General features: G+C 65.1%; 12 protein-coding genes. 4 read left to right on the top strand and 8 right to left on the bottom strand.

All coding sequences use genetic code 11. The annotated features are described in order from the left end of the window. Nucleotides 1–69 precede the first annotated feature (69 nt). The 3 genes from BGP00_RS22090 to BGP00_RS22080 form a co-directional block, all read right to left on the bottom strand. The gene (locus tag BGP00_RS22090) at nucleotides 70–594 is read right to left on the bottom strand and encodes a helix-turn-helix domain-containing protein (RefSeq protein WP_168604350.1); all 525 of its coding nucleotides are present in this window, start codon (nucleotides 592–594) and stop codon (nucleotides 70–72) included. Between the two features lie 216 nt (nucleotides 595–810). Continuing rightward, a complete protein-coding gene (locus BGP00_RS22085; RefSeq protein WP_292922001.1) occupies nucleotides 811–2,328 on the bottom strand; it encodes a hypothetical protein in 1,518 nt (505 codons plus the stop codon). Nucleotides 2,329–2,330: 2 nt separating this feature from the next. Further along, on the bottom strand, nucleotides 2,331–3,818 hold the full coding sequence (locus BGP00_RS22080) for a DUF4139 domain-containing protein (RefSeq protein ID WP_310013037.1): 1,488 nt from the start codon (nucleotides 3,816–3,818) through the stop codon (nucleotides 2,331–2,333). A gap of 76 nt (nucleotides 3,819–3,894) precedes the next feature. On the opposite strand from BGP00_RS22080, the gene BGP00_RS22075 reads away from it, so the two are divergent. Continuing rightward, complete coding sequence (locus tag BGP00_RS22075) at nucleotides 3,895–5,055, top strand: DUF2157 domain-containing protein (RefSeq protein WP_292689064.1); 1,161 nt, start codon at nucleotides 3,895–3,897, stop codon at nucleotides 5,053–5,055. Then, a complete protein-coding gene (locus BGP00_RS22070) occupies nucleotides 5,055–5,612 on the top strand; it encodes a GDYXXLXY domain-containing protein (RefSeq protein ID WP_292689062.1) in 558 nt (185 codons plus the stop codon). The genes BGP00_RS22075 and BGP00_RS22070 overlap by 1 nt, the downstream gene beginning before the upstream one ends. A 21-nt stretch (nucleotides 5,613–5,633) precedes the next feature. Here BGP00_RS22070 and BGP00_RS22065 read toward each other — a convergent pair whose 3' ends face one another. Beyond that, nucleotides 5,634–6,650, bottom strand: a complete 1,017-nt coding sequence (locus BGP00_RS22065) for a winged helix DNA-binding protein (RefSeq protein WP_292689060.1) — start codon at nucleotides 6,648–6,650, stop codon at nucleotides 5,634–5,636. Between the two features lie 214 nt (nucleotides 6,651–6,864). After that, nucleotides 6,865–8,154: an adenylosuccinate synthase gene (locus BGP00_RS22060; protein WP_168604346.1), complete on the bottom strand. Its 1,290-nt coding sequence runs from the start codon at nucleotides 8,152–8,154 to the stop codon at nucleotides 6,865–6,867. Between the two features lie 309 nt (nucleotides 8,155–8,463). Here BGP00_RS22060 and BGP00_RS22055 point away from each other — a divergent pair, with 309 nt between their 5' ends. Then, the gene (locus BGP00_RS22055) at nucleotides 8,464–9,300 is read left to right on the top strand and encodes an alpha/beta hydrolase (RefSeq protein WP_292689229.1); all 837 of its coding nucleotides are present in this window, start codon (nucleotides 8,464–8,466) and stop codon (nucleotides 9,298–9,300) included. A 61-nt stretch (nucleotides 9,301–9,361) separates the two neighbouring features. Here BGP00_RS22055 and BGP00_RS22050 read toward each other — a convergent pair whose 3' ends face one another. Then, nucleotides 9,362–10,105 carry an SDR family oxidoreductase gene (locus BGP00_RS22050; protein WP_292689058.1) on the bottom strand — a complete coding sequence of 248 codons (744 nt, stop codon included), beginning with the start codon at nucleotides 10,103–10,105 and terminating at the stop codon, nucleotides 9,362–9,364. A gap of 87 nt (nucleotides 10,106–10,192) precedes the next feature. Between BGP00_RS22050 and BGP00_RS22045 the strand changes: the two genes are divergently transcribed. After that, nucleotides 10,193–10,573 (top strand): helix-turn-helix domain-containing protein, encoded by a 381-nt coding sequence (locus BGP00_RS22045; protein WP_292689056.1) that lies wholly within the window; start codon nucleotides 10,193–10,195, stop codon nucleotides 10,571–10,573. On the opposite strand, the gene BGP00_RS22040 is transcribed toward BGP00_RS22045, so the two are convergent. Both BGP00_RS22040 and serA read right to left on the bottom strand, forming a co-directional pair. Further along, on the bottom strand, nucleotides 10,570–11,688 hold the full coding sequence (locus BGP00_RS22040) for an ATP phosphoribosyltransferase regulatory subunit (protein ID WP_292689054.1): 1,119 nt from the start codon (nucleotides 11,686–11,688) through the stop codon (nucleotides 10,570–10,572). The genes BGP00_RS22045 and BGP00_RS22040 overlap by 4 nt on opposite strands. A gap of 340 nt (nucleotides 11,689–12,028) precedes the next feature. After that, nucleotides 12,029–13,621 (bottom strand): phosphoglycerate dehydrogenase, encoded by a 1,593-nt coding sequence (gene serA / locus BGP00_RS22035; protein ID WP_168604342.1) that lies wholly within the window; start codon nucleotides 13,619–13,621, stop codon nucleotides 12,029–12,031. Between the last annotated feature and the right edge of the window lie 5 nt (nucleotides 13,622–13,626).

Genomic DNA, 13,626 nt, shown 5'->3' with positions numbered 1-13,626 from the left:
GCGCGCCGCCGCCGAAGCGGCAATCGCGCAAATGGCGTATTACCTTATCAGGGCCGCGTATTACGCCGATCAGCCCAGCTTGCGCCCGGCCTGAATCTTTTGCAGCAATTCCAGCGCCATGCCCATTTCCGCCTCGGTCAGCACCCCGGCAAAGGCGTTCTCGATAGGCACCACCACCTTTTGCGCCTCGACCAGCGCGGTCTTGCCCGCTTCGGTGATGAACAGGCCCTGCGCGCGCCGGTCGCTCTCGATGCTTTCCAGCACCAGCAGGTTCTTGCGCGTCAGGCTGGCAATCATCTGGTGGATGGTGGCGCGGCGCATGCGGAACAGGCGGGCAAGCTGGGATTGCGTAACGCCCGGATTGGCCTGAACCAGCCAGAGGATCGAGGTCTGCTTGGGCGTCAGGTCCATCAGCCGCAGCGCCGGATCAAGGTCGAACGAGAGCGCCGCATAGGCAATGCCCAGATTGAAGCCCAGCAGGCTTTCCAGCCCGGCCGTATTGATGGCGCCCGCCAGCCCGTCGGTCTCGGGCGCGTCGGTTTCGGCAACGTCAATATCGTTCAGCCGGCGGCGAGGAGCGCGAGTGTCGAGCACGGCGGGGGAACCTTTCTGGGTGGTAGTGCCAATGACTGTATGGAATATATACAGATTGCACGCCAATGCCAATTTGTGCAGGTGCACGCAAGGCTTTGGGCCGGTTTTGCGCCTATTTTGCAGATGCAAAAGACGCACAAAGCCTTGCGGTTTGCGCGGAGTTTTCACCCAATTGGTCCGGTCAGGCCAAAAAGCCGATGCTTTTCAAAGCGTCCTTCAGCGCGGCAACTGCAATCGATAGCTTAGGCTGACCTTGCCCCCCGCCGGGATCGTCACCGCCCAAAGCGGATGCCCGTCCTGCCGCCCCAGCTTTGCCGAGGCCGAAATCACCCGTGCGCCATCGGGCAGCAATTGCTGCGATTCGAAATGCACCGGCCAGCGGTTGGCATTGCGCGCCGTGGCGGTGATCATTTCCACCCGATCATTGATCCGCCGCGTCCGGCTTTCCAGCCGCACCTGCGGCGAGGTGCCGATCTCGACATTGGCCGTCTCGCCCACCGCCTTGTCCTCCATCGCGCCCTCGCCCACGGGCAGCGCCGCCGCGCCCACCTGCTGCACCACCGCCACCCCGCCAGCGGGCAGCGCAAGGCCCAGCCCATCAGCCTTGCGGTTGGCCATGCGCAGGCGGATGCGCGCCTGCTGGCTCTCGCCGTCTTCGGCGCCCACATCGACATCGGCGCGGTGGATCAGGCCCAATTTCACCCGCCGCGCCGCCATCAGCGCCACCTGCTTTTGCGAATGAGCGGTCACATTGGTGGGCATCGGCACGCGATAGAGCCGCAGATCACCCAGCACTTCCTCTTTCACCACCACAGGAGGGGCCATCATGCGCTTGCTGCCCGTGACCATGATGTCGGCCATCATCGCCACCGGAGCAGGCGGTGCAAAGACCGGCGCGGCCTCATTCAAGGGGGGCGGCACCGGCGAAAGGCGGCAATGCAGCACCAGATCCTGCGCCTCCTCCGGTTCCTCGCGGCTCTCCTCAAACTTCGGCTTGCCGCCCACCACGGCGGCCTGCGCCTGGGCAAATCCGGTCGTGTCGCCATTGGCCAGCGTGACCCAAGCCGTCATTTCTGCGGCCTGCGCGCCGGGGGCCAGTTTGACGACATAATGCGCCTGCCAATCAAAGCCCCAGGCCAGATAGGTCAGCCGCACCCGCGCCTTTTGCGCCGAGGCCGCATGGGTGGCGATGGACAGCGTGGGCCGCGCGTTCAGCCCTTCCGGCAAACCTTCATAGGCGATGGCGTCTTTCAGCCCGCCGCAATTGGCGATCTCGAAACCCGCCTTGGTCTGGACAATCGCCGCGCCATCGGGGGCCGATCGGATGATAGCGGGTTCTTCGCGGGTGTGTCCCTTCGCGTCCGTGCGGCGCAGCGTGACCGGGCGGCCAAAGGCGCGGGCATAGAGATTGCGCGGCGAGAGCAGCTCGGCATCGAGGTTCTTTTCCGAAACCCCCGCGCCCAGCCCCTCGACCAGCGCGGTTTCGGCCAGCATACCCGCCGCCACGCCCTCGAAGCGGATCGTGGCATCGCCCGCCGGGATCGCCACCTCGCGCTCCTCGGAAATCAGCGCATAACCGCCCAGCCATGCCGGATTGATCGCATCGGCCGCGCCGCGATCGGGCGCGCGATAGATGGTCACGGCCACACGGGCCGGGCCGGATGATGTCACCACCTGCTGCGCCGCAAGGGGCGCGGCGGCCATCAGGGCCGCGCCCAGCACAATCGGCCGCACGATCAATACCGCGCGTCGATCTGGGCGGTCAGATTGACCGAGCCTTGCGCAGGGATGGTGATCTTCCAGACCCGCTCGTCGGCATTGCGCATCTCGCCCTTGGCGCTTTCGGCCGAAACGCGCGTGTCATGCCATCCGCGATCCAGCCCCGCCTGCACCACCTCGACCGTCACCGGCACCGCGCGCGCATTGGTCAGGCGGTAGGCCATATGGGTGCGCCAATAGGCCTTGGGCGCGTCGACCGAAACGGTCTCGGCCTTGCCGTCGCGGGTGATGCGATATTGGGCCACGCGTTCCCATTCGGCGCCGTCGATCTTCTCGCGCTTTTCCACTGTGGGCTGGATCTTCACATCAAACGCCTCGCCGGTTTTGAGCGCGAGGGTCGATCCCATCGGCGTGTGGCCGATATTGTCCTCGCCCACGAATTGCGGCGCGCCGGACGCATCGCGCGTATAAACGCGCACCGTGCCCGCAGGCAGCGCATCGCCAAGGCCGCCCTCGCGCGCATTGGAAAAATTGATGACGCTGGCAAAGCTCTGCGCCTCGTCACTGGTGGCTGCCCAAGCGTTGCGATACCAATAGGACTTGGTCGCGCTCGCCCCCTTCACATCCAGAAAGCTGACCTGCTTTTGCTGCGCCTGCGCCAGCGTGGTGGGATTGGCGATGGGGTAGAGGTAGAAATCGCCCACCTGTTCGCGCGCTGCGGCCTGCGTGCCGACGATGCCCGCGGGCCGGGTCGGGCGGAAACGGGGCTGCTCCGCGCCATCGCCCCCCCCACCATCGCCAACTGCGCCCGCCACCAGCAGCAATTTGGCCGCCGGATAGGTCGTGCCGCTGGTGTTGTTCAGCGTGACCCAGCCCTGCACATCCAGCTTGCCCGCCTTTTCATCGAACATGGCGACATAGTCGGCCTTCCAACTGAACCCGCGCGAGAGATAGGACAGCGTCACCGGCCTCCTGCCCCCCTGCGCCGCATCCAGCGTGACCGAAAGCGTAGGCCGCGCCTTCAGCCCCTCGGGCAACTGGTCGAACACCAGCCGCGCATCCATATCGCCCAGCACCTCGATCCGGTTGCCGATCTGGACCAGCGTACCGTTATTATTGGCCAGGATCGTGCCGCGCTCGGTGGTTTCCACGCCCGTGGCGCGGTTGGTGCGGATGATCGTCACCGGTTGCCCCACGCCCTTGTCCACCAGCCTTTCGGGGCTGAGCAGGTCATAATCGAAATTTTGTTCGACCACGGCCGCGCCGGGCGCGGCAATCGTCACCGTCTCGGGCCGGATCTGGGCCGAAACATCGGCAAAATCGGTCAAAGCCCGCCCCTTGGGCAAATCCAGTTGCCGCACATCCTGAACCAGCGCCAGATCATTGTTATAAATCGTGATCGCCACCTGACCCTGCGCATTGACCGGGGCTGCATAGGCGCCCGACGCATAAGTCATCGCGCCCAACAACAAAGGCGCCCAATTTGCCGCCCGCCGCTTCATCATCGCAATGCCCCTTCTCGCCATAAACCTGTGTGCCAAGTTAGCTTGACCTTTACTGATGCCATAGCATGATGATTTTATGGCTGAACGCAAACTGAAGGCATGGGTGGCGGCGGGATTGATCGACGCGGCCGCCGCCGACCGCATCCGCGCATGGGAGGCGCAACACAGTCGCCCGGTCGCGCTCTGGGCGGTGGTGGGGCTGGCCGCGCTGTCGATAGGGCTTGGGATCATCTCTTTGGTGGCGGCCAATTGGGCCGCGATCCCGGGCGAGACGCGCCTTGCGCTCCATGCCGCGCTGATGGTCGGGTTGGCGGCGGCGCTCTGGGCGCTCCTGGCGCAGGGGGGCGATACGGCGCGGCGCTGGGCCGAGGTGGGGATTTTCGTCTTTGCCGCGCTGGGGCTGGGCTTCATCGGCCATCTTGGGCAAGTCTATCAGACCAGTTCGCCGACATGGGTGGCCATCGGCCTGTGGCTGGCGCTGTTTGCCCCGCTGCTGCTGGGCGGGGGTCAGGGCTGGCTATCGGCCGCGCTGCTGGCGGGGGGATGCATTGCGCTGCCTTGGATGCGGTTTGGCGATCCGGCGCTGGGCTTTTCCGGCGGTCAGGCCGGGCCGGGCGTGATCCGGGGCGCGATTGAATGCGCGCTTCCGGTGGCGCTGACGCCGCTATCGGCCTTGATGCTGGGCGGTTCGGCGCGCGGCGGCTTCTGGTTGCGGTTGGGCGAGATCGGCTTTGCCTATGCCATTATCGCTGTCAGCCTGTTCGTGATCGCCTCGGGCTTTGGCGATTGGGGTCATGGCCATTGGGCGGGCGATCCGCAGGGCAATGTGGATACGGCGCTGGTGGCCGTCGCCGGGGTGCTGGGGCTGGCAGGGCTCGCGCTTTGGCAATCGGACCGCACGGTGCAGGGCGCGGCAGGCGCAGCGGTTTTTGCCATGCTGGCACTGGCCATGCTGGCGGCGGATCGGCTGAGCGGTCATGGTTTGGCGATGGGCCTGTTGTTCATGGTGCTGTGGGCCGGGCTGGCGGGGGCGGCGCTCCACGCGCGGGCGCGCTGGGCCTTTCAGATGGCGGTCGCGGTGGTTGCGCTGCGGCTGATCATTCTGGCGTTTGAAGAGGCGGGCGGATTGTTGGCCAGCGGCGTCGGGCTGATCCTTGGCGGGATGCTGGTGCTGGGCGTGGCCTGGGGCGCGCTGCGGATCTCGCGCCGGTTTGCCCCGGCGCGGGGGATCGCCTGATGCGTGGCCTGTTGCGGACATTGGCCATCATGCTGCCGCTGGCGGGCCTTGCCTACACTTGGCACGCCACGCGGCAATCGGCGGCGCAGGGCGTCGAATGGGATGTGGCCGTCACCGGCTATGATCCGCGCGACCTGCTACGCGGGCATTATATTCGCTTCACCTATGTCTGGCCTGATGACAGCCTGACAACACCGACACCGGGCACCGTCACCGATGAAGCCTCCTCGGCCACCCGCCTCTGTATCGAGGGCGAAGCCCCGGCCATCCGCCGCACGATCAGGATGACCGATGAGGATCAGGCCGGGGATTGTCAGGGCATCGCGCGGGCAGCGGGACAAGGCGCCCATCCCGGCCCGATGGCGCCAGGCCAAATCTCGAGCGTTCCGCGCGAAGGCCGCCTGTTCGTGCCGCAAAGCGAAGCGGCCGGGATGGAACGCGCGCTGACCGATCCGGCGCAGCAGGCCATTCTGCGCTTTCGCCTGAAGCCCAACGGGGAGATCATCCCGCTGCGCCTGAGCTTTCAACCCAAGCCGGCGGCCGGCGCGCAGCCTTGAGGCAGGGAGCGGATAGCCCCCTTACACCATGCCCACCCGGCCCGCCGAATTGCCAAGATCGGCAAAATAGCCCGCCATCGCATCGGCGGCCTTGTCGGTCAGGGTGATGAAGGCGCGGCGGCGATCCGATTCATCCTCGATCCGCTTGAGCAGCCCCGCCTCGGTCATCTGGCCGATCCAGCGCAGCGCAGTGGTGGGCGGCACGCTGGAAGCGATGCACAGGCTCGTGACCGACACTTTGGTCTTTTCCACATGAGCGGCGGTCAGGTCGAGCAGCATATCCCATGCCGGATCGGCAAACAGATCGCCGTCAAAGAAACGCGCGCGCATCTGGCGCTGGCGGATCACGCGGCGGACCATGCGCGGATCGGGCATTTCCGGGCGCTGCTGGGCCACCTGCCGGTCGCCCGGGGCATCCTTGCGCGCAGGGTCAAAGCGGAAGGCCGAGGCGGCCTGGGCCGGGACGGTCTGGGCCGCCGCGCCGATGCCGGGGGTCAGCGTGTTCAGCCGCTCGCCGATCTGCGTGACCTGCTCGGTCAGGCGCAGCAGCACCATGCGATCCTCGTCCGACAATTCGCGCACGCGCTTCGTCGGCATCCGCGCCATCACCTGACCCAGCGCGATCAGGCGTTCGGCCCGGCTGGGATCAACCAGAATCTGCGGCCCGGACTGATCAAGGCAACCGAACACATCGTCAAGCGCATTCACGCTGGTCGACACCACCAGCGCCGCGCCCGTCTGGCCCGCGCGCAGATCCAGCCGCGAAAGCGCCGCCATCACCTCGCAATCGACCACCGGGCAATCGAGCAGCACGACATCGCCCAGCGGCATCGCCTCGCCCGAGAGCAGGCGGGCAATCGGGCTGGCCTCGGCCAGGCGGAAACCGGCGCCCTCGGCATCCTCGCGCATCTGATCGCGCAGATAGGGGCGGTCGGCAAAGATCGAAACCTTAAGACGCAGGCCCGAGACATCATGGCCCGAGCCATAGGAGAAATCATCGGCAGCATCCAAAAAACCGGCATAGGGCGCATTGAGCATGATATCCGACTCCGTCTTTCAAGTTCCCAGTAGGAATACTTAGAACCTAGAACAAAGCGGAACACCGTCAAGATCAAAAATGGAACATTTAGAAAACATCCAAGAACAGATCATCCGTTTTGGAGGCAATTCCCGCGCCCGCCGCAAACGAAAAGGCCGCCCGGTCGCTCCCTAAACGCAACCGGGCGGCCCAATCAAACCCTTGGAATCATTATCAATCGATAAAGGGATCGCGCACCAGAATCGTGTCCTCACGCTCGGGGCTGGTCGAAACCAGAGCCACCGGCGTTTCGATCAATTCCTGCACGCGCTGGATGTACTTGATTGCCTGCGCGGGCAGATCGGCCCACGAACGCGCGCCCGCAGTCGTGCCCTGCCAGCCATCCATTTCCTCGTAGATCGGCTCAACAGCGGCCTGATCGGCGGCGTGCGAAGGATAGTAATCCAAAACCTTGCCCCGCAGACGATAGCCGGTGCAGATCCGCACCTTGTCAAACCCGTCGAGAACGTCGAGCTTGGTCAGCGCAATGCCGGTTACGCCCGAAATGGCGCAGGATTGGCGCACCAGCACCGCGTCAAACCAGCCGCAGCGGCGCTTGCGGCCCGTGACGGTGCCGAATTCATGGCCGCGCTCGCCCAGACGCTGGCCCACTTCGTCCTCCAGTTCGGTCGGGAACGGACCCGAGCCGACGCGAGTCGTATAGGCCTTCACAATGCCCAGCACGAAACCGGCCGAGGACGGACCCATGCCCGAGCCGCTGGCCGCCGTGCCCGACACCGTGTTCGAGCTGGTCACAAACGGATAGGTGCCATGATCGACGTCGAGCAGCACGCCCTGCGCGCCTTCGAACAGCACGCGCGCACCGGCCTTCTTCACCGTGTTCAGCCGCTTCCACACCGGCTCGGCAAATTGCAGCACGAAGGGCGCGATTTCCTTCAGCTCGGCGATCAGCGCCTCGCGGTCCACCGCAGGCTGGCCGAAACCGGCGCGCAGCGCGTCGTGGTGGGCGCAGAGGCGGTCAAGCTGGGCATCGAGCGAATCGAGATGCGCCAGATCGCACACACGGATCGCGCGGCGGCCAACCTTGTCTTCATAGGCCGGGCCAATGCCGCGACCGGTGGTGCCGATCTTGCCCGCGCCCGCCGCCGTTTCGCGCAGACCGTCGAGATCGCGGTGCATCGGCAGGATCAGCGGGCAGTTTTCGGCAATCGCGAAATTCTCGCGGTTGATCACCACGCCCTGCGATTCCAGCTTCTCGATCTCGGCCTTGAGCGCCCAGGGATCGAGCACCACGCCATTGCCGATGATCGAGAGCGTACCGGTCACAATGCCGCTGGGCAGCAGCGAGAGCTTGTACACCTTTTCGCCCACGACCAGAGTATGGCCCGCATTATGGCCGCCCTGAAAGCGCACCACCACATCGGCACGGCTGGCCAGCCAGTCGACGATCTTGCCTTTGCCCTCGTCGCCCCACTGGGCGCCGACAACGGTCACATTTGCCATGGATAGAATCCCTCACCCTGCCAAGTAAATCCGGAAGCGCCCTTCGACAGGACTCGGCGCAGCGGATGGGACGGTGGGGCGCGATTCCCAAAGGAAAGCCCCGATTTCGACCGCGCCGTTAGCCAGACTGATGCGCGGCGTCAATGGCCTAACCGCGCGCGATGGGTTATGCTTGGCAAAGTGTATGACAGAAAAGGATCTTGCCTGATGGCATTCCCTCTTCGCCGCGTGATCGGCGGGCTCAGCATGGCGGCCATGATGGCCGTATCGTTTCCGGCGCAATCGCAATTGCTGATGGGTGCGATGATGATGCGCCGCATGGCACGGGCCGCACACAAAGGCACGCCCGCCCCCGCCGCGCCTGCGCATCAGACCATCGCCTATGGTGCCGATCCGATGCAGAATCTGGACTTTACACCGCCCCCCGGCGCGAAAGGTCCGGTGCCGCTGGTGGTCTTTGTCCATGGCGGCGCATGGACCCAGGGCAACAAGGACAATGCCACCGGCAGTTGGAAGGCCCCGCATTACACATCACTGGGCTATGCCTTTGCATCCATCAACTATCGCCTTGTTCCGCAGGTCGGCGTCGAGGATGAGGCGGGCGATGTGGCCGCCGCGCTGGCCCGCCTGATCGCGGATGCGGATCGGCTGGGGATCGACCGGCATCGCATCGTGCTGATGGGCCATTCGGCGGGCGCGCATCTGGTGGCGCTGCTGGGCACGGATGAACGCTATCTGGCGCGGGTCGGCCTCTCGCAGGGAGATCTGGCCGGGGTCCTGCCGATTGACGGGGCGGCCTATGATGTCCCCTCGCAGATGACAGCGGCGGGGTCCTATATGCAGGGCCGGTATAAGCAGGCCTTTGGCGATGATCCCGCCCGCCAGCGTGCGCTTTCGCCTTTGACCTACGCCGCCGCGCCCAATGCCTCGCGCTTCCTGTTTATCAACGTTCGGCGCGAGGATGGGCTGGCGCAGGCCAAAGCTCTGGCCGAAGCGCTGCGCCATGCGGGCGCGCAGGTCGAGACCCAGAGCTTTGACGGGCGCGGATTGCAGGGGCATGTCGAGATCAACCGCCGTCTGGGCGATCCCGACTATGCCGCCACCCCGGTGGTGGACCGCTGGTTGAAGGGGGTGTTTGGCGGTTAGCCAAGCCCGCGCGGCGCCTGAGCGTTGCTTTGCATTCGCGTCAGCCTGAATGCAAAACGCATCAATGCGCGTTGATCATGACGATGGTCTGATCCAGCCGCCCCTCGATCTCGGCGCGGCGCAGGAATTGCACGCGCTCGACATTGATCTCGGCCGGGGTGGGGGTTTGCGCGAAGAGGCCCATCACCTCGTCGATGAAGTCGACCAGCGGCAGATAGCCCTCGCGGGTCGCCTGCCCCGGTGTCAGGTCGGTCTGCACGGCGGGCGGGGCCAGTTCGATCACCTCGACCCGCCCGGCCAGCAGCGCGCGCAGGGCCAGCGTATAGGAATGAAGCGCGGCCTTGGTGGCGTTATAGGTGGGCGTGGAGAGCAGCGGCACAAAGGCCAGCCCCGAGGTCACATTGACGATGGCCGGATTGGCCTGCGATTTCAGATGGTCGATTAAGGCATCCGTCATGCGGATCGGGCCAAGCAGGTTGGAGTTGATCATCCCCTCCGCATCGGACAGGTCGCGGGCGCCGGTCGCATCCTCGAAACGCATGATGCCCGCATTGTTGATAAGCACGTTGAGCGCGGGATAGGCCGCGATAATCTCCCCTGCGGCACGGGCAATATCGGCCGGATCGTCAATGTTCAACGCAAAGCCCGCCATGCCGGGATTGGCCGCGATGATCTCGTCGATCAGGGCCTGACGCCGCCCGGCGATGATGACCTGATTGCCTTGCGCATGAAACCGCTCGGCCAAGGCGCGCCCGATGCCCGATGTGCCGCCGGTGATGAGGATGGTGTTGCCGCTGGTCTGCATGGAATGTCTCCTTTTGGGGTGCGACACTCCATTTACGCCTTCGCTCTCCCGGTTGAAGAAGGCACCCAAAATATTTATACTTACCCTATGGAGAGTAACTATCCCGCAAGTGATCCGCGCGTCGATGCGCTCGTCAACGATCTGATCGGCCGGGTGGCCGACAAATGGACGCTGCTGATTCTGGAAGTGCTGGAGGAAGGCGGCGTGATGCGCTTTACGCAGGTGGGCCGCGCCGTGCAGGGGATCAGCCAGAAGATGCTGACGCAGACCCTGCGCGCGATGGAGCGCGACGGGCTGGTGACACGCACCATCCATCCCGTGATCCCGCCGCGCGTCGATTATGAACTGACGCCGCTGGGCCATAGCCTGAGCGCCGCGTTCTGCGGGGTCTGGCAATGGGCCGAAGCCCATCTGGAGGAAGTGGAAGGCGCGCGAAGCCGGTTCGACGCCCTCCTCAGCGCAGATTAAAGCGCGACCACCTCGCCGCCCTCAAGCCGGTGGGTGGCGCCCAAGGTTGCCGCATCGCAGGCATCGCCCAGCGCCGCCACCGTGCGCCAGCCCACCGCGCGCAGCCGCGCCGCCGCGCCCGTATCATGGCCCAGCGGCAGAAACAGCAGATCGCGCGGCGCCTCATGCGCGGCCAGCGCCGTAATCAACGGATCGGGATAGAGCGAGAAACCCACCGCCGGTTCGGCCGGTTCGCCCAGAATCGAATAGGACCCGCCACGCGCCACCGCGCCGCGCACCCCATCGGCAAAGATCTGGAAGCCAAACCAGCTCTGATATTCAAACCCATGCCGCTCGGTCGGGTCCAGCGTCATGCGCACACCGGCAGGCAGGCGCGCCGCAATCTGGCGCAGCGCGGCGATGCGCTCGTCGAGCACCTCGCCCAGAGCCAGCGCCTCAAGGCGGGCAATCGCGGCGTCCAGCGGCCCGGTGGCGTGGATCAGCGGCAGGTATGCCGCCCCGCCCTCGGTGACCAAAGCGCCCGCATCCTTGGCGTCCAGTTCGCGGCGGACAGCATCCAGTTGCGCAGACGTCAACGGCCAAGGGCCAAGGGCCAAGGCATCGACCAGACCCGGCATCGTGAAATCGACCGAAATTCCGGTGGCCCCGGCCGCCTGAAGCGCCTCGATGGCCACCGCCACCACCTCGCCCGCCGCCGCCGTGCCCGCATGGCCGATCAGCTCGGCGCCGATCTGCAAACGCTCACGCGTGGGGTCGAGGCCATCACCCTTGATCGCCGTCACCTGCCCGGCATAGGCCAGACGCAGCGGGCGCGGGGCATCCTTCAAACGCGTCACGGCAATACGACCCACCTGCGGCGTGATATCGCTGCGCAGCGCCATCATCCGCAGGGACGAGGGATCAATGAAGCGCACCATGCGCCGCGTCTCGATGCCCGCCATGCGGCTGGCCAAGGAGCGCTCGAACTCAACCCCCGGCGGCTGAACCCGGTCATAGCCATGGCTGTCCAGCACATCCATGATCGCGCGCGTAATGCGCGTCGCGGCCGCCGTATCCTGCGGCAGTCGGTCTTCCAGGCCCTCGGGCAGCAAATCGCGGGTTTCGGTGTCCATCATGGGGCGGGCTTTAGCGGGGGTTTGGCGTTTTAGGAAGGCAGAATAGATGCGAGGGACTCGTCCCTCGCGCTCCCATTACTGTCTGCGTTGCGGGTCGGGTTCAGCCAATGGGTGTCAGACGCTCCGTTGGAATTTTAAAGCCTGCGGCGCTTTTTCCGCAACTTCGCCGCGCCGCAGGCTTTTAAAACCATGGTGCCTCCGCCGAACCCCTAGCGCAACCCCATAATGGGATTGCAAAGGGCCCCCGCCCTTTGCCCGCCGGAGGCAAATTCCCAAAGAAAAAGGACGGAAGCCTCATCCGAGACCCCCGCCCTAATTTTTTCAAACCCTAACGTTCAGATCAGAACGCCAGCGCCTTGGCACGCTTCACGCCGGGCAGCTTGCCTGCGGCTTCGAGCACGTCGCCGGCGACCGGGCTATCGACCGAGAGCAGCAGGACCGCCTCGCCGCCGGCTTCGCGGCGACCGAGGTTGAACGTGCCGATGTTGATGCCGTTTTCGCCAAGGAGCGTACCGATGCGGCCGATGAAGCCGGGGGCGTCTTCGTTGACGATATACATCATGTCGCCGGTCAGTTCGGCTTCAACCTTGATGCCGAACAGTTCGACGAGGCGCGGTTCGGCGTTCGAGAACAGCGTACCCGCCACCGAGCGCTCGCCCGCTTCGGTCTTGACCGAGACGCGGATGAGCGTGTGGTAGTCACCGGTCTTTTCAGTCTTCACTTCGCGCACTTCAAGGCCGCGTTCCTTGGCGAGGAACGGAGCGTTGACCATGTTCACCGTGGCCGACTGCACGCGCAGGAAGCCGCAGAGAACGGCCGCCACGATGGGCTTGGCGTTGAGTTCGGTCGCCGCGCCTTCGGTGTGGATCGAGATGCGAGCCACGGCCGAGGGGGTGAGCTGGCCCACGAGGCTGCCCAGCTTTTCAGCGAGAGCCATGTAGGGGCGCAGCTTGGGGGCTTCTTCAGCCGACAGCGAAGGCACGTTGAGCGCGTTGGTCACGCCGCCCGTGGTCAGATATTCGCCAAGCTGTTCAGCAACCTGGAGCGCCACATTGACCTGAGCTTCGGTGGTCGAAGCGCCAAGGTGCGGGGTGCAGATGAAGTTCTTGGTGCCGAACAGCGGCGATTCCTTGGCCGGTTCGGTCTGGAACACGTCGAGAGCGGCGCCCGCAACATGGCCCGAATCCAGAGCATCCTTGAGAGCCGCTTCGTCGATCAGGCCGCCACGGGCACAGTTGACGATGCGCACGCCCTTCTTGGTCTTGGCCAGATTTTCGCGGCTCAGGATGTTCTTGGTTTCCGCCGTCAGCGGCGTGTGCAGCGTGATGAAGTCAGCCTTGGCCAGCAGCGTGTCGAGGTCGGCCTTTTCAACGCCCATTTCCACGGCGCGCTCGGGCGTCAGGAACGGATCGTAAGCGACGACCTTCATGCGCAGACCCAGCGCGCGCGAAGCAACGATCGAACCGATGTTGCCCGCGCCGATCAGGCCGAGCGTCTTGCCGGTGACTTCAACGCCCATGAAGCCGTTCTTCGGCCACAGGCCCTTCTGGGTCTGCTCGTTGGCTTCGGGGATCTGGCGGGCCAGAGCGAAGATCATGGCGATGGCGTGTTCGGCGGTGGTGATCGAGTTGCCGAAAGGCGTGTTCATCACGACAACGCCCTTGGCGCTGGCATAGGGGATGTCCACGTTATCCACGCCGATACCGGCGCGGCCGATCACCTTCAGATTGGTGGCGGCGTCGAGCACTTCCTTGGTCACGCGGGTCGACGAACGGATGGCCAGACCATCATAGTCGCCGATGCGAGCGATCAGCTGTTCGGGGGTTTCGCCGGTGATGACGTCCACATCGCAGCCCATTTCGGTGAAAATGCGGGCGGCGTTGGGGTCCATCTTGTCCGAAATAAGGACGCGGGGCTTGCGAGTCTCGGTCATGGGAA

The organism is Novosphingobium sp. 63-713 (genome assembly GCF_001898925.1).
GTDB lineage: Bacteria > Pseudomonadota > Alphaproteobacteria > Sphingomonadales > Sphingomonadaceae > Novosphingobium.
This window is presented reverse-complemented; position numbering and strand designations above follow the sequence as displayed.